The 24,732-nt window shown below is 71.2% G+C and carries 14 protein-coding genes; 5 read left to right on the top strand and 9 right to left on the bottom strand.

Features of this window, described 5'->3' with window-relative positions; genetic code table 11:
• The first annotated feature begins 93 nt into the window (after positions 1–93).
• The 3 genes from M9914_00615 to M9914_00605 all read left to right on the top strand — a co-directional run bounded on the left by M9914_00615 (position 94) and on the right by M9914_00605 (position 4,412).
• Positions 94–2,004, top strand: coding sequence for a potassium transporter Kup (locus M9914_00615; GenBank protein MCO5172672.1), 1,911 nt, complete (start codon positions 94–96; stop codon positions 2,002–2,004).
• Between the two features lie 255 nt (positions 2,005–2,259).
• Positions 2,260–3,588 (top strand): aspartate--tRNA(Asn) ligase, encoded by a 1,329-nt coding sequence (gene aspS, locus M9914_00610; protein ID MCO5172671.1) that lies wholly within the window; start codon positions 2,260–2,262, stop codon positions 3,586–3,588.
• A gap of 176 nt (positions 3,589–3,764) precedes the next feature.
• Complete coding sequence (locus M9914_00605) at positions 3,765–4,412, top strand: hypothetical protein (GenBank protein ID MCO5172670.1); 648 nt, start codon at positions 3,765–3,767, stop codon at positions 4,410–4,412.
• Positions 4,413–4,502: 90 nt separating this feature from the next.
• Here M9914_00605 and M9914_00600 read toward each other — a convergent pair whose 3' ends face one another.
• The 8 genes from M9914_00600 to M9914_00565 all read right to left on the bottom strand — a co-directional run bounded on the left by M9914_00600 (position 4,503) and on the right by M9914_00565 (position 19,067).
• Complete coding sequence (locus tag M9914_00600; protein MCO5172669.1) at positions 4,503–5,678, bottom strand: amidohydrolase; 1,176 nt, start codon at positions 5,676–5,678, stop codon at positions 4,503–4,505.
• 9 nt (positions 5,679–5,687) lie between these two features.
• Positions 5,688–6,794 (bottom strand): hypothetical protein, encoded by a 1,107-nt coding sequence (locus tag M9914_00595; protein ID MCO5172668.1) that lies wholly within the window; start codon positions 6,792–6,794, stop codon positions 5,688–5,690.
• Between the two features lie 73 nt (positions 6,795–6,867).
• On the bottom strand, positions 6,868–12,192 hold the full coding sequence (locus tag M9914_00590; GenBank protein MCO5172667.1) for a VWA domain-containing protein: 5,325 nt from the start codon (positions 12,190–12,192) through the stop codon (positions 6,868–6,870).
• A 120-nt stretch (positions 12,193–12,312) separates the two neighbouring features.
• Positions 12,313–12,933, bottom strand: a complete 621-nt coding sequence (locus M9914_00585) for a hypothetical protein (GenBank protein ID MCO5172666.1) — start codon at positions 12,931–12,933, stop codon at positions 12,313–12,315.
• Positions 12,930–13,154, bottom strand: coding sequence for a hypothetical protein (locus tag M9914_00580; protein ID MCO5172665.1), 225 nt, complete (start codon positions 13,152–13,154; stop codon positions 12,930–12,932). The genes M9914_00585 and M9914_00580 overlap by 4 nt, the downstream gene beginning before the upstream one ends.
• 135 nt (positions 13,155–13,289) lie before the next feature.
• Positions 13,290–15,686 carry a hypothetical protein gene (locus M9914_00575; protein ID MCO5172664.1) on the bottom strand — a complete coding sequence of 799 codons (2,397 nt, stop codon included), beginning with the start codon at positions 15,684–15,686 and terminating at the stop codon, positions 13,290–13,292.
• A 190-nt stretch (positions 15,687–15,876) separates the two neighbouring features.
• Positions 15,877–18,336 carry a tetratricopeptide repeat protein gene (locus M9914_00570; GenBank protein ID MCO5172663.1) on the bottom strand — a complete coding sequence of 820 codons (2,460 nt, stop codon included), beginning with the start codon at positions 18,334–18,336 and terminating at the stop codon, positions 15,877–15,879.
• A gap of 86 nt (positions 18,337–18,422) precedes the next feature.
• A complete protein-coding gene (locus M9914_00565) occupies positions 18,423–19,067 on the bottom strand; it encodes a thymidine kinase (GenBank protein ID MCO5172662.1) in 645 nt (214 codons plus the stop codon).
• A gap of 162 nt (positions 19,068–19,229) precedes the next feature.
• On the opposite strand from M9914_00565, the gene hslV reads away from it, so the two are divergent.
• Positions 19,230–19,829, top strand: a complete 600-nt coding sequence (gene hslV / locus M9914_00560) for an ATP-dependent protease subunit HslV (GenBank protein MCO5172661.1) — start codon at positions 19,230–19,232, stop codon at positions 19,827–19,829.
• 60 nt (positions 19,830–19,889) lie between these two features.
• Here hslV and M9914_00555 read toward each other — a convergent pair whose 3' ends face one another.
• The gene (locus tag M9914_00555) at positions 19,890–21,563 is read right to left on the bottom strand and encodes an Ig-like domain-containing protein (protein ID MCO5172660.1); all 1,674 of its coding nucleotides are present in this window, start codon (positions 21,561–21,563) and stop codon (positions 19,890–19,892) included.
• Positions 21,564–21,726: 163 nt separating this feature from the next.
• Between M9914_00555 and M9914_00550 the strand changes: the two genes are divergently transcribed.
• On the top strand, positions 21,727–24,720 hold the full coding sequence (locus M9914_00550; protein MCO5172659.1) for a tetratricopeptide repeat protein: 2,994 nt from the start codon (positions 21,727–21,729) through the stop codon (positions 24,718–24,720).
• The last annotated feature ends 12 nt before the right edge of the window (positions 24,721–24,732 follow it).

The following is a 24,732-nucleotide window of genomic DNA, read 5'->3' as shown; positions in this document are numbered from 1 at the left end:
AGAGCCGGTGCCGCCGTGCGTGTCGGTGACCTGCGTCACGACACCGGCCCAGCCAGGACTTAGAGTGTGCGCCGCTCGCTCGTGGCGAGCCGTATGGCGACCCCCGTCTCCCCTTCCAGGCAGTACCTGCCCCTCAGCCTCATCGCGCTCGGCGTGGTGTTCGGCGACATCGGGACCAGCCCCCTGTACTCGATGCGAGAGGCGTTCGCGGTCACGCACGGCCTCGACGTGGCGCCGGAGACGGTGCTAGGGGTGCTCTCCCTCATCATCTGGTCTCTCGTGCTCGTCGTCTCCGTGAAGTACGCCGTCCTCGCCATGCGGGCAGATCGGAACGGCGAGGGCGGGATCCTGATCCTCACCTCCCTCGTCACTCCGTTGCGCGGACGACCCGTCGGCGCGCGCCGGGTGCTCGTACTGCTCGGGCTCTTCGGGACGGCCCTGCTTGTCGGTGACGGCATGATCACTCCGTCGATCACGGTGTTGAGCGCCGTGGAAGGCGTTGCAATAGCCGCTCCGAGTCTGGCGGGGTTCATCGTGCCGCTCGCCGTCGCCGTCCTGGTGGTCCTGTTCGCCGCGCAGCGCCGAGGCACGGACGCCGTTGGCAGGGTGTTCGGACCGGTCATGGTCGTGTGGTTCTCGGTCATCGCCGCGCTCGGCATAGCGGGCGTCGTCAGGGAGCCGAGCGTTCTCCTAGCCGTCGACCCTCGCCACGCCGTGGCCTTCTTCGCCCACGAGCGCTGGCGAGGCTTCCTGGTACTGGGCTCCGTGTTCCTGGCGGTGACCGGCGGCGAGGCGCTCTACGCCGACATCGGTCACGTCGGCAAGCGCGCGGCGCGCATCGGCTGGTTCGCCGTCGCGCTGCCCGCCCTGCTCCTCAACTACGCCGGCCAGGGCGCGCTCCTCCTGGATGTCCCCACGGCCGCCGGCAATCCGTTCTTCCTCCTCGCCCCGGCGTGGGCGCTCGCCCCGCTCGTCGGGCTCGCGACCTTGGCCGCGATAATCGCCTCACAGGCGTTGATCTCGGGCGTCTTCTCGCTGACGATGCAGGCCGTTCGCCTCGGCTACCTGCCACGGCTCAAGGTCGAACACACGTCGGCCAAGACGTTCGGGCAGGTGTACGTCGGCAGCGTCAACTGGCTCCTGTTGTGTGCGTGCGTGGCGCTCGTCCTGGCGTTCGGGACGTCGAGCGAGCTGGCGGCCGCCTACGGGGTCGCCGTGACGGCGACCACGCTCATCACCTCCGTCCTCCTGGCGGTGGTCGCGCGGGAAGTGTGGCGTTGGAGCCTGCCGGCCGTGGCAGCCTCGGTGGGCATCTTCCTGCTGATCGACGCCGCGTTCCTAGGCGCCAACCTCGCGAAGGTCCTGCATGGCGGCTGGTTCCCGCTCGTCGTCGGGGCGATCGTCTTCACCGTCATGACGACGTGGCGGCGCGGGCGCGAGGAACTGCGCGCGAGACTGGGCTCGAGCGAGCTCGCCATCGAACGCTTCCTCGCGAGCATCGAGGCGACGCGGCCGCGACGGGTTCCGGGGACGGCCGTCGTCATGCACGGCATGAAGGGCGTCGTCCCACCCGCGCTCCTGGCCAACCTGCGCCACAACCACGTGATCCACGAGACGGTGGTCATGCTCGTGGTCGAGACGGCGGAGGAGCCGCGCGTGCTGCGGGCCGAGCGGATCGCCGTGAAGGTGTACGGCGATGGCTTCTTCCAAGTCCGTCTCAGGTTCGGCTTCATGGAGCGGGCGGACGTTCCGGCGGCCCTAGCGGGCCTGGTACACCCTGAGCTGAACCTCGACCCGGACGTGACGACCTACTTCCTCGGACGCGAGTTGGTCGTGGCAGCCGAGCGTCCGCAGCGGACGCACGTCCAGGGAGGCCGACGGCCCATGCCGCTCTGGCGCAAGCGGCTCTTCGTGCTGTTGACCAGGAACGCCGCGAACGCCGCCTACTACTTCTCGCTGCCGCCCGAACGCGTCATCGAGGTCGGCGTGCAGGTGGAGCTGTAGACCCGGCTGTCGGTTGACTCCCCACGGCCCTCCTGCTAAGCTTCCGCGCATGACGAACGCGCTCGCCCTGCGCCCGGACGATAATTCGGATTCGAGGCACCTCGGGGCGTAGGCGTCGTAACGGTTCACCGTACCGACCCCCGAGGCTTAGACCCTCGGGGGTTTCTCTTTAACGTGCACGAGCCCGGCCGCGTCCCGGCCGTCACGTGAGCGGCGCAGCGAGTCGGGAACGGTAAGGCCATAGGAGGCGGTCGGATGACGGGCAAGGCAGAAGCGGTCGAAGAAGGCGAGACGCATGGGAGCGCAGCCACGGACAGGGTGCTCGTGCGCGATCTGGCCGCGCACATCGGCGGGCACGTGGCCCTCGCCGGTTGGATCCTCACCCGCCGCGACCTAGGGGGCATCCGCTTCCTCGTCCTGCGCGATCGCACGGGGGTGGTCCAGTGCGTGCTCGAAGGCATCGACGTGCCGCTGCACGAGAGCTGTGTGCGCGTGAGCGGCAAGGTCGTCGAGCAGCCTCGCGCGCCGGGCGGCATCGAGGTGCAGGCTTCCGGCCTCGAGATCGTCAGCGCGGCCACCGTCCCGCCGCCCGTCGAGCTCTCCAAGGAGGAGTGGCAGGCCAACCCGGACACGCTCCTGCAGTACCGCCACGTCACCGTGCGCAGCCCGAAGGCCCGGGCCGTCCTCAAGGTCGAGGCCGAGCTGGTGCGCGGCTTCCGGGCGTTCCTCGACGCGCGGGAGTTCACGGAGATATTCACGCCCAAGCTCGTCTCCGCCGGCGCCGAGGGGGGCGCCAACCTGTTCGAGGTCGACTACTACGGGCGCCGCGCCTACCTCGCCCAGTCGCCGCAGCTCTACAAGCAGATCATGGTGGGCGTCTTCGAGCGCGTCTACGAGACCGCGCCCGTCTACCGCGCCGAGAAGAGCCACACGCACCGCCACCTCTCCGAGTACCTGTCGCTCGACGTCGAGTTCGGCTTCATCGAGGACGACGGCGACGTCATGGACCTCGAGGAGGCCCTCCTCAAGAGCATGCTGAACAGCGTGGCCGGGAGCTGCGGCCGCGAGCTCGCCGCGCTCGGCGCCGAGTTGCCAGACAGGAGCGTGGCGTTCCCGCGCATCGAGCTCCTCGCCGCGCGCGAGCTGGTGGCGGAGCGTTACGGGCACGTGTCGGGCGGCAAGGACCTCGACCCGGAGGCCGAACGGCTCGTCGGCCGCTGGGCGAAGGAGGAGCACGGCGCCGACTTCGTGTTCGTCACCCGCTACCCGCAAGCGGCCAGGCCGTTCTACACGTACCCGCTCGACGGCGGGCTCACCCGTGGCCTCGACCTGCTCTTCAGGGGCGTGGAGATCACGTCCGGCGGCCAGCGCGTGCACCGGCCGGAGGTGCTCGTAGAGGAGCTCCGCAAACGCAACATGGACCCCGAGGCCTTCGGCGACTACCTGGAGGTGTTCAGGCACGGCATGCCGCCGCACGGCGGCTTCGCCATCGGCGCGGAGCGGCTCACGGCGCTCTTGCTCGGCATCCATAACGTTCGCTTCGCGCGCGCCTTCCCGAGGGACGCCCAGCGCCTCACGCCCTGAGCTCCCGGCTCAGACGGGGGACCGCTGCGGCCCCCGTCCGAGCGGGCGGCCGGCCCGCCGACCCACACGGCGCGGCATGCGCGAGTGGCGCCTTTGACGGCGGATTGACGCGGTTCTGCTAGCCTGACCGAGTAGCAGGACGGCTCGCTTCGCCGCAGCCAGGAGGAGAACAGACCATGCAACGTAGGACCCGTCTAGCCGTGCTCGTCGCAACCTTGGCCGCGCTCGTCGCGCTCGGCGCCTGCGCCCCCACAACGGAGTCCGCGGAGCAGCCCGCCGCGTGCGTGTCGAACCCGATCCCGACGGTGGCGGTGGTCGACTTCGAGAACACCTCCAGCCAGGGCGGCGGCGTCAGCGTCGTCGGGGTCGAGGAGGCCGCGACCGCGCGCCTGATCACGCTCCTCAAGGAGTCCGGCTGTTACGTGGTCGTCGAGCGCAGCGAGCTGCAGACCCTCATCGAGAAGCAGGGCATCGAGTCGCTCGACCCGATCGGCCTCGCCAAGGCCGCCGGCGCCGGCTACGTCGTGACCGGCACGGTCACGCGCGCCACGGTCGCCCGACCTGGCGGCAGCCTCTTCGGCGTGACCCTCGGCCAGACCAAGGCCCAGATCGAGGTCGACGTGCGCGCCACGGACATCATCACGGGCGTCGTCGTCGTCTCCATGAAGGGCGCGGGCGAGGCGAGCAGCCCGAACGTCAACATCAACAACGTGCCGTTGGCCGGCAACGTCAGGTACGACGACCCGACCGTCGGCCCGCTCTTCGCGCAGGCGGCCAACTCGGCCGTCAGCCAGGTGGTCGCCGCCCTGCGCGCGAAGTTCTAGGCGCTCCCCGGCGCCCGCAAGGAGCGGGGCCGATCGCTTGCCTCACGGCAGGCGGTCGGCCCCGCTCCCCGTTAACCGTCGAAGGCTCCGTCAGTCTCCGCTCATGAGGTCGGCCACGCCGGAGGCGAGCACGGTGACGGCCACCTCCAGGCCGCGCTCGTCGAGGTCGAAGCGCGGGTGGTGGTGCGCCCACGAGGAGTCGGGGCCGGAGCTGGTGCCGACGAAGAAGTAGCAGCCGCGCGCCTGGGCCAGCCAGAGGGCCATGTCGTCCCCGCCCATGATGGGCGCCTGCAGCGTCACATGCTCCGGCCCGACGACGCCGGCGGCCACCTTGCGGAAGCGCTCGACGGACTTGGGGTCGTTGACGACCGCCGGCGTGCCAGCTATCCACTCTTGCTGCAGCGAGCACCTGGCCAACGCGCAGGACGCCTCGGCGACGGCCAGGATGCGCTCGCGCAGGCGTGCGCGCGTGGCCGCGTCGAAGGTTCGCAGCGTGCCCTTGAGCTCCACCTCCTCCGGGATGATGTTGAAGGCGGTGCCGCCGTGGAAGCTCGTGACGCTGATGACCGACTGGTCGATGGGGTCCGTCTCCCGGCTCACAAGCGTCTGCAGCGCGAGGACGAGCTGCGACGCCGCCACGATCGGATCGATGCACACGTGCGGGTAGGCGGCGTGACCGCCACGGCCCCTCACGACCAACCGGAACGAGTCGGTCGCGGCCATGGCCGGCCCCTCGCGCACGGCGACCGTGCCGAGCGGGTGACTGCTGGAGAGGTGCAAACCGATCACATGGTCGACGGTGAGGCCGTCGAGCGCACCGGCGTCCAGCATCGCCTGCGCCCCGCGCACGACCTCCTCGGCCGGCTGGAACACGAACACGACCCGGCCGGCCAGCTGCGCGGCGCGCGCCAGCACGATCTCGACGACGCTGAGGAGCACGGCGACGTGGCCGTCATGACCGCAAGCGTGCATCTTCCCCGCCACGGTCGAGCGGTACTCGACTCCCTTCTCCTCGGGCACTGGCAGCGCGTCCATGTCTGCGCGGGCCAGGACCGTCGGGCCGGGGCGACCCGTGTCGAACACGGCCACCACGCCCGTGCCGCCCACCCCCTCGCGCGGCTCCAGGCCGAGCTCGCGCAGCCTGGCGGCGATGACGCCCATGGTGCGGCGCTCCTCGAAGGCGATCTCGGGGTGGCGGTGCAGGTCGCGGCGAACGGCGACCGTGCGGGGCTGTAGCTGCGCTGCCAGCTCGGCTATCTTGGTCATGCCGGAAGTCTAGCCGACGGCACCGTCCGTCGCCCGGTCGTCCGGGACTGTCGGGGCGCCGGCATGCGTCGGTGCCCCAATATCCCGCTCCGGGGCCTCGGCCTCCGCTACCAGAGCAGCGGCTCCTGGCGTAACGGCGACCGACGGGATGCTGGGATCAGCCGCCGCGGCTGCATCGGCCGCCGCGGGCCGCCGCGCCGCCGCGAGCGCCTTGTCACCGAGCTCGCGGAACTTGGCACTCGCCCCTTCGAGCTTGGCCACCCAAGACGGGTCCGGCACCATGCCGGCCGTGGTGCGGTGGTAAGCGAGCAGCGTGGCCGCCAGGGCGACGGCGTCCGACAGCGCCAGCTTGAGCATCCAGGCGCCTATGAGAGCAGCGACGCCGAGGGTCGGCCCCAGGCTCGGCACAGCGGCCCCTACGGCGAGCGCCGGCAAGCCGAGGACGACGAGGAACAGCACGAACTCCGCGTAGCTCAGGAGCGCGAGCACCACGGCGTTGGCCAGGATGGGCTTCCACGCTTGCGCGTAGAGCACCACGCCCTCTTGTGCCACGGCCCACACGTTCTGCTCACGCTTCGCGTAGGCGCGCGACAGGACGGCTTCGTCGACGTAGGTGGTGCTGAGTACGGCCACGCGCTCGAGCAACCTGCCGAGCGAGTCGACACCTGGCAGCGGCAGGATGGAGGCGATCCTGGTGAAGGTTCGCACGATGAACTTGACGACCCCGCCAACGAGGAGGGCGACCCCGAAGAGGATGGACGTGTCCTTGAAACGGCTCGTCACCTGCTGCCGACCGTACGCGAGCTGGCCTTCGGACGGCCCCTTGCCGGTAGTGATGAACTCCGTGAGCACAGCAGTATGCGCCGCCCGCAATAGGTGGAACCAGTAGCGGCCGGCGAGGTCGACTATCCAGAAGGCCCCACCGACGGCGGCGAGGAACAGGATGACACCGAGCGGCGCCCACAGCTTGGCGAGCAGCCAGCCGATCCCGGCGAACACGCCGGCGTACGCCCCCAAGACCAGGCCGAGCACGAGGTAGCTTCCAAGCCGCACCCACACGAGCGGTAGGGTCTTCATGACGAGGCCGATGGCCTCACCCAAGTATATCTTCGGCACTTTCGCACTTCCTTTCTATTCACGAGGTGGGGAAGGGGCCGCCTCGCGGCGCGGCCCCTTCCCCAGTCGGCGATCAGTCGGCCCGGAGGGTGAGCGTCACGTCCTTCTCGCCGGGCACACGCACGCCTTTGAACTCCTGGACGGGCGCGACCAGGACGCTGACGTCGTACACGCCCATCTCCAGGCTCACCGGCTCACTGCCGACGCGCCCGCGTGCGACCAGTTCTCCCGTTGCGGCGTCGTAGACCTCGAAAGCTGGGTTGAGGGCTTCCGCCACGGCCTCGGAGAGCGCCTCGTAGGAGCCGACATCCACGTAACTCGCCCCCACGTCCGCCGCGAGCTTCTCGAAGACAGCGAGGGCGTCCGGCTCGAGGCCGAGGGAGACGATGGCGAGATCGAGCGGCCCCTTGCTGCGCGCCTCCCGCACGGCAGCGACCGGGTCGCCGCCGCAGGACTCGGCGCCGTCCGTGATGAGGATGACGGTGCGGGCGCCGCCGGCCTGCGCGAGGTCCTGCGGGACGGCCGCAAGCGAGTCGGCGATGGGCGTCTGCGACAGGAGCTTGGGCGCGATCGCCTGCACGGCCGCGAGGGCCTTGGCGCGGTCCAAGGGGGCGAGGGGCACGTCGAGGCGCGTCTCGCACGACGACGGCGCTATGTGCCCGAAGGCGCGCAGCGCGAACGGCGCGCCTTCCGGCAACACCTCGTTCACGAGGGTGGTGAGGGCGTGCTTGGCTGCGGTGATGCGCTGCTCGCCGCTCGGGAGCTCGCGACCCATCGAGCCGGAAGCGTCGAAGATGACCTCGATGGCCGGCTGGGCGGCGCCGGCGGCGGCGCGCACGCTGAGGCTGCCCGGGCCGGGCAGGGCCTGGCTGCGCGTCGCGAGCGCGACCGTGTACTGCTTGGGCCGCCTGAGCAGGCACGAGGCGCGGGAGAAGCCGGCGTCGAACTCCCCCACGCCCGCGGCCAGCGCGTACCTGCCGGAGTTGACGTCGGCCCAGTCCTGCATGAGGTCCTGCGCGTAGTCGTTGCCGGCGGAGCTGATCTCGAACGTGAAGACGCGCGGGCGCACCTGCTCGAACGCGCTCCACAGCTCCGGCGTCAGGTAGTCGGTGCCCGACTCTGCGTCGGTCATGAGCATGATGGCGCGGGTGCCCTCGCGATCGGCCAACGCCTTGGTGGCCGCGAGGAGCGCCGTCTCGGAGTTACTCGAGTCGGCCGAGCGGTCGAACTCGACGATGGAGCGCTGCACCTGCGCCGTGTCGCTCGACCAGAACGGGAGCAGCCACTGCGGGTTCGGGTCGTCGAAGGCGAGGAGCTGGACGGCCTCGCGCTCGCCGTCCACGTCCGTCGCGAAGCTCGCGAGCGAGTTGTACGTGATGGCGAGGTACGGGCTGACCGAGCCGCTCGTGTCCCAGGCGAAGACGACCGTGCGTTTCGGCTCCCAGAGGTGGAGGTAGTAGTCGCCGGGGGCGGCGAACAACGAGAGGGTGAGCGCGTCGCCGTCCGCCTTCTCGTCGTAGCTCACGGCGTGGCCGGAGGCGTCTAGGAGCTCGAAGCGGTAGGCGATGGCCGGGTCGCCGGCGAGGCTCAGCTCGAGGTAGTTCTCGCCCGCCGGGATGGTGAGGCGGTACCAGTCCTCGTCCACCGCCACCTGGACGGTGCCGGTGACCTGCTCCCCCGAACGCAGGGGCGAGGCGGACTGGCGCGTGTCGTTGCCGGCGTCGGCGACGCTCGTCGCCACGCTGACCGGGTTGAGGTACTCGTAGACGGCCTCGCGCGAGCTCGGCCCCCACTCGGCGAGCGCGGAGCGGTAGTCGGCGTCGGCCGGGCGCTCGAACACGCGCACGGCGTCCGGCGGGTAGTAGTAGCGGCCGGGCGCGCCGTCGGCCCCGGTGACGGCCTTGCCGGTGAGGCGCAGGTAGCGCGCCCATGCGGGCGCGTCCAGCTCGAGCTTGGCGAGGCCGGTCGCGTCCCGCTTGAAGGTCCAGTCGGCCAACGGCGCCCACGGTCCCGCACCCCCGCTCAGGCTCACCTCGACGGTGACCGACGGGAAGATGGCCTCGGGCTTGGCGAGCGCGTCGGCCGTCTCCTGCCACTCGAGCCGTGTGATCTGCGCGGCGCGACCGTCGTTGAAGCCGATAACGAAGCTGAACGCCCCCGTGTCGCGCAGGTCGAGGGTCGAGGCGCGGCCGTCCGCCGTCAGGAGCTGGGCGCCGTAGCTGCTCATGTAAGGCTCGGAGCGCACGACGTGGCCGCCGTTCTCTGGCGCGGCCAGGTTCAGCTCGCCTAGGCCCACGTCCGCCGCGAGGAGCTTCCACTCACCGACGTAGCCGTTGGCGCGCCTGTCCTGACTGCTTACGATGACGAGGCGCGCGTAGCGCGCCCGGACGGGCGTCTCGAACACGAACGGCTGCTCGATGCCGGCCGCCTTGAGCACGCCTTCGTAAGCGGTGGTGAAGCTCGAGCCGTCCAGCGAGGTCTCGATCCTGAACGCCGCCAGGTAGTCGCCCGTTCGCGCTCCAGAACGCGGGTCGAGGGTGGCGCCCAGCAGCGTCACCGGGGCGTCGCCCGCCAGGCGGTAGGTGGGCGAGTGGTCCAGAGCCAGGTAGCCGCCGCCGGACGGCCCGACCCGCCCGTCGATCAGCGCGAGGTCGCGGCGCTCGTAGCTCGTGTCGCCGTAGATGGCCGCGCCGAAGTTGGTGCGCAGCACGTCCATCCTACCGAGGAGTGTGGCCGGCAGCGGCCAGTAGTCGAACGCTGAGACGGATGGAGCGTCGCACGCCAGGGCGGTCTCGAGCGCGGCGACGTCGGAACCGGCGGCGCCGACGGCAGCCACCTCGATGCGGAGCGGCAGGTCGTCGCGCATGTCGCTCGGCACCCGCACATGTATCGGAACGTCGCGAGCCTCGCCGGGCGCCAGCCTCAGGCTCTGGTCGTAGTCGAGCAGCACGTTCGCATGGCTGCTGGCCGCTTCCAGGCGCAGCTCCTGCGGCTCGGCGCCGCGGTTCTCGACGCGTGCGGTGGCGTCGAGGAGTTGACCCTCGTGCCAGAACGCCGCCAGCTCGGCGGTCGGCGCGGTGAGCGACACCGTCACGGCGCCGGAGGCGCGCGGCGGCCGGAGTTGGGCGCCGTCCGGCGCGCTGCCGAACGTCACGGCCACCCGGTAGGTCGTCGCGCCGCTCAGCCGCAGGTAGGCCTGCCGCCCGGCCGGCACCGTGCCGCGCCAGGGCGTACCGGCCTGCGCGTCGCCGCGCGTGGCGAAGTCGAGCGTGTTCGCCTCGTCGCGCAGGTCGATCGCGAGCCGCGCGGTCACGCCGTCGGCGCTCACTTCGACGGTCGTGTCGCTCGCGAACACGGGCAGGCGGTAGATGTCGTAGTCGTTGGAGTACTCGCCGACGTGGCCGCTCCACTCGAGCTCGGCAGGTAGGAGCGAGGCCGTGGCGTAGTCGTCGTTCGGCTCGGCGTCCACGGCGGGCATGAGGCGCCCGAGCAGGTCGAACCTGAGCTGGTAGTAGCCGTCCGTCTCGACGTCGGGAGCGTCGAGGTAGAAGGTGTGGTCGCCCGCCAGGAAGAGGCGCTCGAGCCTCACCGGGCTGCCGGGCGCTGCGTCGGGGAACCTCACCCAGCCGAGGCCGTCGAACCACACGTCGATGGTGGAGCCGCCGGTGGGGGGCACGACCTCGACGCTCACGTACTGGTCTTCCGCGAGGAAGAAGCGGTAGTAGTCGTCGCTGTCGCCGGTCAGGCGCCCGACGTGCACGGCGCCCGGCACGAGCCGCATGGCGCGGCTGGCGTCGTCGTTCGGCTCGAGCTCCAGGATGCCTGGCGGGGGCGGCGGTCCGGCCTCGAGGACGGCGCCGTCCAACGCGGCCGCGGCCGCGGCCGGGTCCTGGCCCGCGCTCCCCTGGGCCGCCGGCGCGAGCGGCTGGTCGCTCGGCGGCGAGGAGGCGCCCACCTGGGCCGGACCGAGCGAGAGGACCTTCAGGGCGTACTCGCCGGCGGCGCCACGCACCTCGAAGTAGTGCCTGCCCGGCAGGAGGACCACGTCGTCGAGGCGCAGGCGCTGCGCGCCGCGCACCTCGGTGAGGACCTCGCCCGCGACGCTGAGCTCGGCCAGCCTGTCGATGGAGTCGCCGACCAGCTGCACGCGGAAGCGCTGGGCCGTTCCCGTGACGTCGAGGCTGTAGACGTCCGTCTCGCTGCCGTCGAGGCGCCCACGCACCTGGTCGCCCGCGGGCAGCGGGCTGGCGGCGATGGGGTAGTCGTTCGGCTCGACCTCGCCGACCGCGGGGGGCGCCGCGGCCGCCCTGAGGGCCATGCGGTACGTGGTGCCGTCCCGGCCCTCGACCAGGAGCTGATAGGTGCCTTCCGCGAACGTCAGCCCCGTCCTCGGTCGGCTCGAACGCGAGGTGAGGAGGGGCCTGCCCTCCTCGTCGCGCAGCGTGTACGTCAGGTCGGCGTCCGCCTCGAAGGCGAGGTCGTAGACGCCCGCCTCCGCGGCGGCGACGTCGATGCGGTAGAAGTCGCGCCCGCCGACGGTGGCGCGCATCTCGCTCCCCAAAGGGAAGACCGTGGCGGTGCCCCACTCGTCGTTCGGTTCGACGGCCGCGCCGTCGCCTGGCACGCCTTGTGACTCGAGGCGCAAGCGGACCATGCCGCTGTCGCCGAGCACGCGGAGCGTGTACTCCCCCGCCGCGAGCCGGAGGCCGGGCAGGCGCGCGCGGCCGGTCGTGTCGACCGTGCCCTGCGCCACCACGCCGCTCGGACCCGCCAGCTCGACCCGGGGCTCGGTGCCGAGGGCCGCCCACAGCTCCACGCCCCAGTTGCGCTTGGCGCCGTCCGAGTCGATGGTGAACGACTGCACGAGCTCACCGGCTACAGGGCCGTACAGGCCGAACGCGCCCGTGTAGCGCCTACCGCCGCCGTCGTCGTAGCGGTCCTCACCGGCGCCGTAGCGCAGGCCTATCACGGGCGTGACGTCGGCGACGTACTCGCCCGCGCCACCCGCCGCGGAGACGCGGAGGTAGTAGGCGCCGGGCTCGACGAGGAACTCGCCGGAGAGCGCAGCTATGCCGCCTCGGCTCGTCACGCGCTCGTACTCGGCGACGGTACCGTCCGCGCTCGCGCGGAGCAGGACGACGCTCGTCGAGCCGTCGGCGGGGCCTTGCAGCGAGAAAGACCAGCGGTGCCGCGCGTCGAGCTCGGTGACTTCCCAGCGGAAGACGTCCTCGTCCGTGCCGCCGGCCTCGCCCGTCAGGCACCTGGCGCTCACCTCGTTGTAACGGTCCGGTCCGAACGGCTGCGGTCCGGCGTCCGTGAGCCGCGTGGCCGCGGCCACGGTGTCGTTCGGCTCCGACTCATAGGTGCACTGCTGCGCAAAGGCCATACCGATCGTCAAGGCACCGAGCAAGTAGAGCGTGAGGGGGAGCCGCCTCCCCCACCCGGACCACGACCCGCGCCACGTTGCCCCGCTCGTAAAGTCACTTGCGACCACTTGCTCCTCCTAGAACCCTTTCGCCTAGAGGCCGAAGGCCGCCAACGGCAAGAACTCCTCGACTGCGTCGACGTGCTGCTTGACCATCTCGACGTTCGCTTCAGGGACGCCCGTCGTCGCGGCCTCGTCCGCCTCGACCTCGCCCTTCGACAACGCCGTCAGGTCTATCTCGGCGTAGGCGTGGCCGGCCGCCTGGATGACCGAACGCCTCACCCAGTCGTACTCGGCGAGCGAGAAACCCGCCGCGTTGAGGGCATCAACCTGCAACTCCTTCGCCTGCACTACCAGCTTGATTATGTCCGCGTAGGCGTTGAGCACCTGCCGGATGCCCGGGTTGCCGCTAGAGCTGATCTCGTCGTACTTCTTCGTGAGTTCTTCGGCCCTGCCCCTGAGGCCGTTCATGACGGCGCTGGTCACCTGCAGGTAACGGTCCACCTGCTCGGCAGTCAGCTCGCCGTCGACAGGAGCCGCGAAGGCGCGATCGTTGCTGACCTTCTGGTCGAGCTCCGCGAGCCTTGGCAGTTCCATACCGGCCTTCACGGTGTTCGTGAGCGGCCTGATCACGTAGAAGTAGGCGGCGCCACCGCCTACCACCAGGACAGCTACGGCTACTATCAAACATCCAAGGGCGAACTTCTTCTTCATCCGTCTACCTCCACGTCCGTTCGGACGACATGCACCTCGTGTTCCAGCGATGTCCCTTCGTCGATCTCAGTCAGGTAAGCGACCAGCTCCACCTTGGTAGAGAACTCGCGGAGCGAGCCGTCGACGACATCGCGCAGGGCGGCACGCCAACCACGCTCCCCGTCGCCGCCATTCGACTCACGCCACACCTTGAGCAGGAACCGCCGGCCGTGGTCGCGCACGCTACTGCTCCAGAGGTGCGCCCGCGCCGGCGCCGGGCAGCGTGATCCAGGTAACGGGTCGGCCGACACCGCCCAGCAGTTCGGCCGGCCGGCCGGGACCCCGCCGCTGGTGGGGTCCCGCGGTCGCAAGGCTGCTCAACTGAGCACGCACCGGCTCACGCCCCTATCGCTCATGGCGCTGTTCGCCCAGGAGCATGGACCGCCGAGGGGCGAGAGGCCTATGACGCCGACGGCGACGTCGCCCACGAGGAACGACGCGGCGCCGACCGCTTGCTCGACCATTAGGGTCGCTCCGGCGACGGCACCGGCGATCGCGATACCTAGGCTCAGGAAGATGACGTTCCCCACTACCAGATCGCAGAAGCACAACAACTGCTCGTCGCCGGTGGCGGACATGCATAGCGCGGCGCCCGGCACGGAGAGTGCAGCGGCGAACGCCAGGCTCGGGATGGCCCCCACGAGGTACTCCGTCGCAGCCTCGCCCTGACCGTCCGAGCCGATGCCCAAGGTAGCGCCCGTGCTTCGGTTCACGCGCCACCAGCTGAAGGGCGCGCCGCTGTCGGCCAGCTCCGCCGAGTAGACGACGACGTTCCCCGCTTCGAGATCGCGCCGCAGCGCAGGCCACGCCGCCTCAGGCACGCCTGCGGTGGCTAGGTCGTCATCGACACCCAGCACACCGAGCCGCGGGGTTGGCCCCTGGAAGGCGTCGTAGGCGCTCCTGACATCGGGCGTGAATCCGAGTAGGTACTGCCTTTCAACCGCCGTGTCCCACGCACCTGCCAAGATGGCCCGGCGCGAGTCGCCCTCGATGCCGGCCTCTCCCTCTCTCAGGAAGCGCCTGTCGGAGAAGACGATATCGACCCCTAACTCGCCTGCTCGTTGCCCCGTCAGCTCCAAGCTCTGTCTGAGCGCCACGACGGTGGGGCCATGGCGGTACGCCACGCCGCCGTGGCCATGGCCGACCGCCTCGAACAGGCCCATGAGCAAGAGCTGGTCGCGGGGGCGCAAGTCCGCCACCGCGGTGTTCATGTCCATCTCGCCGCCTGCCTGCGCGAGCCGCTCCGTCGCTAGGACGTAGTCTAGGGCCTGGCCGGTCAATTCCTTCTGCAGGTAGCCGAACGGCAGCGCCGAGGTCGTGACCATGAACTCCATCGTGCTCACGAGCCCGTCCACGTCGGCCTCGCCGCGCAGCGCTGTGCCGCCTGCGATCCGCTCGCCAACCGGGCGCCTGTCGAACAGGTAACGACGCTGGCGCCGCTCGGCTCCACCAGGTGCCACGTGGACGATGTCCACGAACTGGGCCACCAAGGCGAAGGGTAGCTCCTCGGTGGGTTCGGAGCCACCGAGGCCCCCCAAGGCCCCAGCCGCGGAGTTGAGCTTGCCGGCCACGGTCTGGAAGACCCCAGCCATGGCCGAGGCCGCGTCCTCCGGGGAGAGGAGGTTGCCCATGACGTCGAACGCCTGCGCGCCGGGTGCCAGCTCGCCACCGAACATTGGGACAAAGAACAGGGAGTCGGGCGAACGCCCCGCCAGGTCTGCGAGGGCGGCGTCAGGGCCGAGACCAAGCGGCATGGTGGCCAAAGACAGGTTCACCCCGTTAACGTTGGCCAGCGGCCGCTCCCACGGCGTCATGATCAGCTCCTCGCTGAAGACGTCGCCCTGCTTCCGCTCGATCCCCATCTCGATACGTAGGCGATGTTGGAGGCGCTCCGGCACGGAGCCCTCCAGGTACTCGTCGGCCACGACCACCGGCCGTGCGTGCGCGCCGAAAGCGGGGTGAAGCGGCGTCCAGTCCGCTGTCCCGAGGCGGTACTCCACCCAGGCGTATTCGCTCGCTTCCGCTACGAGCTCTTCGTGAGCCTCGCCGACCGGCATGAGCCCGGCCCCCGACAACGTCGCCGCTATCAGGTCGCCTGCCGCCGCCGCTTCCAGGAAGGGAGTGCTCTCCGCGAGGTTCACGGCCAGCAGCGCCTCGCCGTACGCGCGCAACTCCGTCTCGGCCACGCCGCCCGCCTCGGCGAGCTCCGCGAGCGTGGCGGGCTCGCTCACGGGGCCGGTCGCGCTGACACGGGCCTCGGTGACCCTGGCGAGGAGGCGTTCGGCGTCGGGGCGAGCCAATGACCCCACCGCTACACGTGTGTCGTACCCGGCATCGCCCAGCAACGAGGCGAGGAAGACGGAGAGGTCGAGGGAGTTCCCCGCCCCCGACAGGTGCACCCCGTCTGCTCCCCTCAGGAGCCCCCGGTACAGTTCGAAACCGTACTCGGAGGCCACGAGTGCTCCCAGTTCCTCCGGCTCCATGAACGAGGCGTCCAGTCGGAGCCCAGCCAGGTCGGGTTGGTGTCCCGGGGAGTGCGCGAGAGCGGCTTCCAGCATGCGACGCTGACGGCCAAGCTTGGCGAGGGCCAGGTCTGCCTCTTGGGCGAACACGACCGGCGAGGCCGGGAAGGCCAGGCCGAACGTCAAGAACGCCGTGATGATCGCTCTACGGCCGCGCCGGGCCCTTGTCACCGATGATTGCCACACGTTCATGTGCTCTCCAAACTTGGCAGCCGAGCGGCCCCGCAAACCGGAGCCGGCGAGCCGCGGCAGCCCGTCGGTACTTGGGGGAGCTTAGGGTATGAGGTGTCAACGGGGCGTCAAAGACGCGCGTCAGCACCACGCGCGGCCTCGGCAGCAGACGCGGTGCGGAAGAGCCAGGTGAGCCCCGCGGCCCGGAAGGCTACAGGTCAGGCAGCCACGTGGCCGGGGTCAGCAGCAGGGCTGCCCGAAGGTGGACGGGCAGCCCTGCTGCCTGCTCGACCAGTTCGCCCTCGGCCACGGCCCGGGCGCCTGCCCGGTCGTCCACGGCGGCAATGAGACGCGCCAGGTAGAGCGCCTTCGGGCGCTCTACCACACGGCCACCGACGGTGGTGGATGTACCACGGCCCGCCGTAGCCCCCGCCTCATCCAAGACTCCAGCGACCCTCAAGCGTTTCATGGCCTCCGCCGCCTCGGACATCGCGGCATCGTCGGCGCCCGCCAAGAAGCTCATGCGCATGATGACCAGGTCGCGCAGGTGCCGCTGGTGCGCACTCTTCAGTTCTTCGGGAGACAACGCCCCAAGCTGCACACGCGCCGCGGCAACGTCTGTGGCCCAGGCGGCAAGCTCCAGGCGCAGCCACGGCGCGACATCCTTGAGGCCACTCGCCTCCAGGCTCGCGACGGCTGCGGTAGCCGCCGCCGTCGCAGCGGCCGAACTGCGCGCCTCGACAGCCAGGCGCTGGGCCCACAACGAGCGCTGCTTCCTCTCGTCACCGATGCGTTTCGCTATCTCCTGAGCGGCAATCATCTTCGCGAGCGCGTCCTCGAGTAGACCGCATACGCGCAGGACCTCGCCGCGAACCTCGGAGACGCGCAACATCAGGCGACGATCGGACAATTCACCAATCAGCAGTTCGACCTCGTCGACGGTGTTCCACGCAGGCCCGAGCTGCCCCTGGCGCAGGTACACAACAGCCAGGTTCAGGAGCACTTCCGCCTCGCGCTGCGGGTTCTCGTCCTTGCGGGCGAGGCTACTACCCTCACGGAAATGGCGCTCGGCGCGCTGGTAGTCGCCGAGCCGCTCCGCCGTGGCGCCCAGGTTGTTGAGGGTGGCGGCGATGTCCTGGAGACTACCCTGCCGCCGCCCGATCGTAAGGGCCGCGTCGAAGTGGCGATACGAGTCCTCGAGGCGTCCGAGCATCGCGCTGATGCTGCCTAGGTTGTTATGTGCCCTGAAACTCTCGACCTCGTCGGAACCATCCAAGTTGTCTGCGAAGGCCGCCTCGGCGCCCGCGATGTCGCCGGCATAGAAGTGCGCCGCCCCGACCGCGTTGCGCGCCCTGGCGCTCAGGCTGGCGTCGCCGAGGCGCAGCGCGATCTGCAAAGCCTCGAGGGCGGCCTCGAGGGCCTCCCCCACCCGTCCCTTGGAGAGCTCCAAGCGAGCCAGGCGCACTTCACCTTCCGCCAGCGCCAGATCGTCCTGAAGCTCCCACGCAAGTCGACGGGCCTCGGCCAGGTAAACCTCCTGCGCAGCAATGTCGGCACGCTTGGCCGCCAAGTTCTCGAGTGCCAGGCAGGCCTGGAGACGCGTGCGCGACTCGTCCTGCGCGGCCCACATCGTGAGGTACAGGAGCCGCTCGGCCGCCTCGTTCTGCCCGCGCCCGAGCGCCGCATCCGCGGCCGCCAACGCGCGCAACGCGGCCTCCCTGGTCTCTCCGGCAGCCAGGAGGTGTTGCGCCAGCACCCCCTGATCGGTACTCGGGTCGTTGCGCATGACACCCGCGATGCGCTCGTGGAGGAGACGGCGCAGCGGCGCGGAGACCGCATCGAGCAGGGAGCGCCGTAGCTCGTCCCCGAGCGCCTGATGCTCGCTCAACAGGCCCCTGGCCTGCATGCGAGCCAGGTCTTCGGTCAGCTCGAACGCCGAGCGGCCCAAGACGCGCGCGAGCCCGTCGAGGCGGAGGCCGCCGCGCGCCACGGCCAACGCCTGGAGCGTGCGCCGGTCGCTCTCGGCTAGCGTGGAGACGGTCACGCGCGGTGCCACCGTCTCGCCGCGTTCGATACGCGCAGCCAAGTCGGCGGTCGCCGCATCCGGATCGGTCCCGAACTCGCGCCTCAGGCGTGCGGCGAAGACTTCGTAGCCGGCCAGCGCCTCCTCCCTTGCGCCGGCCAGGTAGGCGACACGCATGGCCAGGCGCTGGCGCTCGCCACTGTAAGGATCGAGAGCGAGGGCGCGCTTGGCGAGACCGAGCGCGGCGGCCGGCGAACCGCTCGCCTCGAGCTGCTCTGCCCTCACCACGAGGGCCAGCCCCACAGTCACAGCAGCCCTGACCCGCTCGCCAGCCAGCCATTCCTCGAACGGGGTGGGGAATCGGTCGTCCAAGCCGGCCAACAGCTGCTGCCCGACTAGACCCTCTACGGCGGCCACGTCCCGGGCCAGGGCGCCGAGGTCCGTCACGGCGTTGAGACTAACTGCCTCCACGCCATCCGAGAGCCATTCGCGAGAACGAGGCAGCTTACGCAACGTATAGAGGGCCTGCCTCACGTTGGCCAGCCTCCCGGGACCCCACAGGAGCGTGGCCAGTTCCTCGCGCCCGGCGGGCGTCCCCGTGACGGCCAGGTAAGCGAGCAGGGCCACAGCCTTGCGCGAGGTAGGCACGACCTCTACGCCAGCGTGATGAAAACCCGCGGGTCCCCACAGCCGCGCCTCCAATGGGCGGGCACCCTGCGGGAATACGCCGTCGGTCAACCGACGACCTCGTCGGCGGCGACCTCGTCGGCGGCGAGCTCGAAGAGCGGCGCCTCCCGCACGCCCCTGAGGATGACGTGGCAGGCGCGGCAGCGGGGCTCGTAGCTCTCGGCCGCGCCGACGAGCACGGTCGGGTCGTCGTAGTGGGCCGGCTTGCCACGGATGAGACGTTGCGTCCTGGTGGCGGCAAGGCCGCACCGGCAGATGGCCGTGAGCTTCTCGACGACCTCGGCGCGCGCGATGAGCTCCGGCATGGGACCGAACGGCTCGCCGCGGAAGTCGAGGTCCAGCCCAGCCACGATGACGCGCGTGCCGCCGTCCGCCAGGCGCTGGACGGCGTTCACCACGCCGGTGTCGAGGAACTGCGCCTCGTCGATCGCGACCACCTGCGTGTCGGGCTCGAGGCGGGCGAGCAGCTCCGCGGAGCCGGCGACTAGTTCGGCCTCCAGCGTGCGACCCGCGTGGGAGGCGACGGCCAGCTTGGCGTACCGGTCGTCGATGGCGTGCTTGAAGACCTGGACGCGCTGTCTGGCGATGACGGCGCGCGTGACACGGCGGATGAGCTCTTCGCTCTTGCCTGAGAACATGGGGCCGGCGATCACTTCCACCCAGCCGCTCGAGAAGGCGTGTCCCAACTGCATGGCGCCATGGTATCGCCACGGCCGGCGGGCAGGCGGCCCGTGTCGGGTCGCCGTGGCAACGCCGCTGCCCGTTGCGTAGGCTGCGCCACGGCTCGAGTCGCGAAGTATCGCCCTGGTAGCGGGCGCGGCCGGCGCCGGTGCTAGGCTCGGCTGGTGAACCGCATGCACGGCACTACCATCGTCGCCGTCCACAAGGACGGCGTGACCGCGATAGCCGGCGACGGCCAGGTGACCATGGGCGAGACCATCGTCAAGCGAGGCGCCGTCAAGGTCAGACCGCTGGCGGACGGGGCCGTGTTGGCCGGCTTCGCCGGGACGGTGAGCGACGCCTTCACCCTGTTGGAGAAGTTCGAGGGCTACCTGGAGACCGTCAAGGGGAACCTCGTCAGGGCGGCCGTAGAGACCGTGAAGGAGTGGCGCACGGACCGCGCCCTGCGCAACCTCGAGGCGCTCCTCATCGTGGCCGACTCGGAGCAGATCCTGACGCTCTCCGGCGTCGGCGACGTGATCGCACCCGACGAGCCCGTGGCGGCCGTCGGCTCGGGTGGTCCGTACGCCCAGGCGGCGGCGACCGCCCTCCTCCGCCACAGCGACATGAGCGCCGCCGAGATCGCGAGGACGGCCCTGCTGATCGCGGCCGAGATCGACATCTACACGAGCGGCAACGCGACCGTCCTCACGGTCGGGGGCGAGGAGCCGCGGGCCGACGACGCAGCCGACGGCCCCGACGACCCTGTGGCGCCCGAACTCGGCACGGCATGAGGTCTTGCTAGCTGAGGCCTCCTTATGCCGGACGCACCGATGCCGCCGGCCGGGCGCGCCTCACGGCCCGACGACGAGCCGCGTCGTGAAGGCGCCCGTCGCGGGAGCCGCCAGCGCGAACTGGCCTCCCGCCTCGGCCAGCGCCGTGACGGTCCAGCGGATGGTGGCGCTGCCGGGGTAGGCCGAGGTGGGGGTCAGCCTGAGTACGCGCTGGTCGTCCTCGAACGCGGCCGTAGTCGGCACCGCGACGTCGCCGCCGGCCGTCTGACGCACGACCGCGTAGGCCAGTGTCGCGGGGTCCATCGGCTCGCTGAACGTGAAGACGATCGGCGTCGTGTAACCCACGTTGATGGCGCCCGAGCGCGGCGTCACGCTCACCAGCCTCGGGTGGAGGTTGGTGATGACGTACTCGGAGGTCCACGGCGTCGCCAGGGCGTTGCCCGCGAGATCGGCCGCCGACGTGGCCACGGCGAGCTGGTAGGTCGTGTACTGCTGGAGCCCGGTCCCGACCCTGCACTCCATAGTGGTCGGTGTGAGCCAGGTCCAGGCGCAGGCGAGGCCGGGCGAACTGCCGAAGGCGTTCCGGGTCGCCTCCTGGTCCATGGCTTCGCTGAACTCGATCGTGAGCGTGAGCCTGTTGGCGACCGCGTCAAGGTCGTACGCGGCCCGCACGAACGTCGGCGCCTCGAAGTCCGGCTCCGAAGCGAGCTGGAACTGGACGCGCGTGCCTGCGGCCACCGGGTTCCCGGCGAGGTCGGCGCCGCCGACCGTCACCCGGTAGGCATGCCCCTGCTGGAAGGCGCCGGGCGTCTCCCACCGGACGGCCGCGCCGGCGTCGCTCGTCGTCGGCGCCCCGGCGAGCGGCGTGACGGGCCCCTGGCAAGCGCCCGCGAACGCGGCGCTCTCCACCTCGCAGTAAGAGGCCGTCAGGGTGGGGGCGTCCATCGGCTCGGAGAACACGAGGCGCACGAACGAGACCGCGCCGAGGTCGGTGGCGCCGTCGGCCGGGGTGCTCGAGGCGAGCGTCGGCGGCGCCATGTCCATCGGGGTGACGTCGCCCGCGTACGCCTCGGACAGGTTGCCGCTCGTGTCGAGGGCCTGCAACCGGTAGTAGACCTTGACGCCGTTGGCGAGGTCGGTCACCGTCCAGGCGGTGCCGGCCAACGGGACGAACACGCCGCCGGTCGGGGTGGCCGGGTCGGCACCCCACTGGAGCTGGTAGCCGGCCAGGTCGTCCTCGGCGCCGAGCTCCCAGTCGAGGCGGAAGCCACCGTCCAGGGCCGTGGCAACCACCCCGGTCGGCTTGGCCGGGGGCACGTCGTCCGTCACCACCAGCGCGGTCGAGAAGGTCAAGGACGTGCCTTCCGCCAGCGCCTCGCCGTCGGTGTCGGTCGCCGCGATGGTCAGGGTCACGGTTACGCCACCCGGCCAACCGCTCGGGGGCGTGAAGACGGCCACGGTGGGCCCTGACCAGCTCGCCTCGCCGAGGTCGACCGGCGGCTCCGAGACGACCGCTAGTGACGTCGGGTCCATCGGCTTCGAGAAGGTCAGCGCGAGCTGGGCGTCCAGCGACACGCCCGAGGCGCCGGCGGCGGGGCTCGTGGACACGAGCTTGGGCGGCGTCACCATGGCCGGCGCCTCGCCGCAAGCGGCGAGGACGGCGGCGAGGAGGGTGGCGAGGACTGTGGCGATGCCGACCGGGCGGGGGCGGCGGACTAGCGCGGGAATCGGCATGTCTTCCTCCAACCCCACGAGTATGCGAGGCGGCTGCCACACTACCGCCACAGCGCGGCCGCGGCGCCGTGTGCGGCGCCGCCGCGGCGGGCCTCGGGAAGCAGCTACAATCACACGGCGACCGGCTCGACGGCACTAGACTGGCGCCTACGGGAGTTGGCGCATGGCGAAGCTGACGACACTCGGTGGTTTGGCGCTGCATCCTGGTCCGTTCACGCAGCCGAAGCCCTTGGCCATGCTCGCCTACCTCGCCCTGGAAGGCAGGAAGCCACGGCGGCACCTGGCAGAGTTCCTATGGCCGGAAGGCAACGGTCTTAAGAGCCTCTCCATGGCTATCACGCGCCTGCGCAAGGCGGACCCGCTCGCCTGCGCCGCGGACGCGAAGCTCGTATGGACCGAGCTCGAGTGCGACGCCACGCGCCTGCTCGCGGCCCTCGAGGCCGACGACCTGACCGCGGCGTCGGCCTTCTACGGCGGCGCCTTCCTCGAGGGGGCGACGTTCCAAGGGGCGAGCGCCGAGCTCGAGGAGTGGGTGCTCGAGACCCGGGAGCGCCTGGCCGAGGGCTACCGCGCGCTCCTCCTGCGCCGTGCCGAGGCGGAGCTCGCCGCCGGGAAGCCCGAGCATGCCGCCGAACGGGCCGCCCTCGCCTACCGTCTGGCCGGCGCGGCGCCGGCCAGCCCGGAGAGCCTGCAACGGCTCCACCGCCTGCTCGCCCTGAGCCACCACGAGCTGGCGGGCACCGTGTCGGCCGAACTCGAGGAGCTGGGCGCCGACCCGAACCCCGACCAAGGGACACCCCTCGCGCAGCGCACGCGCGGCCTCTTCTCCACCCCGTTCGTCGGCCGCGAGGCGGAGCTCGCCGCCATCGCGAGCGCGTTGGGGCGGCAGGAGACGCGGGTTCTCACGCTCCTCGGCCCCGCCGGGAGCGGCAAGACGCGCCTGGCGGCGCGGGCCGCGCTCGAGGCCGAGGCACACGGGCCGTTCGCGGGCGCCGTGCACCTCGCCCTCCTCGACGACCTAGACCAGCCTCAGCTGCTCCCCTCGCGCCTTGGCCAGGTCCTCGGGTTCCAGGCCCCGCCGAGCGAGGACCCTTGGCGGCAGCTGGCCGCCGCCATCGGCGACCGGAAGCTTCTGCTCGTGCTCGACAACGTGGAGCAGCTGCGCGGAGCGGCGGACGACCTCGGCCACCTCGTCGCCGGCGCACCGGGCCTCACCCTGCTCCTGACCAGCCGCGAAGCGCTCGGGCTGCCCGGCGAGCAGGCGCTGGCCGTGGGCGGCCTGCCCGCGCCGGAGCCCGGCACCGCCTGGGACGAAGCCTTGCGCTACCCGGCCGTCCGGCTTCTCACCGACCTCGCGCTGGCCCTGAAGGCGAACCTCGACCTGAGGTCGCAGGCCGCGGGCGTGCTCCGCGTCTGCCGTGAGCTCGGGGGCCTCCCCCTCGGCCTCGAGCTGGCGTCCGCCTGGCTGCGCATCCTGCCTGCCGCGGCGCTCGCCGAGCGGATCGCCTCGGACCCCGCGTCGCTCGGCGACCTGGCAGCCGGCGCCGGACGCGGCGACGGGGACGGTCCGGCGGGCCTCCAAGCTGTGGTCGAAGCCACGTGGACCGTCCTGAGCGCGGAGGAGCAGGCTGCGCTCGCGCGGCTCGCCGTCTTCACCGGCGGCTTCGATTACCAGGCGGCCGAGGCCGTCGCCGGCGTGGACGTCGGCACCTTGGCCGCCCTGCTCGACAAGGCCTGGCTGCGCTCGCCGGCCCCCGGGCGGTTCGACCGCCACCAGCACGTGTACGCGTTCACGCGCGCGAAGCTGGCGCCGCTCGCGGGCGAGGTGGCCGGGCTCAGGGAGCGGCACGCCCGGTGGTTCGCCGAGCTCGCCAGGCGCAGCGACGAACGCCTGCGCGGCCCTGAGCAGCTCGAGCACCTGCGCCTCCTAGACGCGGAGCACGCCAACCTGCGGCAGGCCTTGGCGTACTTCGCGGAGACGGACCCGGCGAGCGGCCTCGCCCTGGCGGCCGATCTCGGCACCTTCTGGTCGCTGCGCGGTCACGACGCCGAAGGGCTCGGCTACCTGCAAGCGTTCATCGGTGGCGAAGGCGCGGCTCTCCCGGCGAGGGTCCTCGTGAAGGCGCAGGTCCGCGCGGCGCAGTTGGCCGAGCGGCTCGGCCGCGACAGCCTCGCCGGCTCGCTCTACGAACGCGCCCTGGAAGGGGCCGAGGCGCTGCGCGACCGGTGCCTCTCGGCCGAGGCCAACCTGGGGCTCGCAGTGTGCGTGCGCCAGAACCACGGCGACTACCCGGGGGCGCTGAGACACATGGAGGTGGCCCTCGGGCAGGCGCGCGCGGGCGGCTCGCCGCTGCTCGCCTCGGACGCGCTGCGCGTAACGGGCGACCTCCTCGCGAACACGGGCGAGTACGAGCGCGCCGTCTCCTACCTCGAAGAGGCGGCCACGCTGGCCAGCGACGGCGGCGACGAGCTGAGCGAGGCCAAGGCGGAGCTCAGCCTCTCCGGGGTGCTCGTCTACATGCGTGAGGACGGACGAGGCCGGTGGCTCGCGGAGCGCAGCCTGGCGACCTTCCGCAAGCTCGGCGACCGCCTGGGCGAGGCGTCCGCGTTGGCCAACCTCGGCACGCTCATCGACGAGCGCGGCGACGCCCACGAGTGCAAGCGCCTCTACCGGCAGAGCCTGGCGATCCTGCGGCAGCTCGGCGACCCGCGCGCGACGGCCACGCTGCTCAACAACCTCGCCAGCGTCTGCAACACCCTGGGCGAGTACGAGGAAGCACAGGCGCACCTCGAGGAGAGCCTCAACTGGCTGCGGCGCGCCAGCGACGCCGCCCTCACCACCCACGCCCTCTACCTCTACGGGATCGTGCTGCTCAAGGTCGGCGACATGGCCGCGTGCCGCCGCCGGTTGGACGAGTGCATCGAGCTCTGCCGCAGGCATGGCGAGACCTGGTCGCTCATGCGCGCGCTCACCGTGCTGGCGAGGTGGCACCGCGCGGTAGACGACCTCGCCGCCGCCATCGCCTGCGCGCGCGAGGCCGAGGAGTTGGCCGAGGCGGCGGGCGACGAGCGCACGGGCGCCAGGGCCAAGGCCTTGCTGGAGGAGCTGCGGGTCGCCAGCGCGGCTTGTGGCGCCCCTGTGGCGGCCGGCAGCTAGCCTGCCACTCAG

The organism is Trueperaceae bacterium (assembly GCA_023954415.1).
In the GTDB taxonomy this organism is placed as follows: domain Bacteria; phylum Deinococcota; class Deinococci; order Deinococcales; family Trueperaceae; genus JAAYYF01.
Note: the sequence above shows the minus strand (reverse complement) of the source record. Positions and strands in the feature narration are given on the sequence as shown.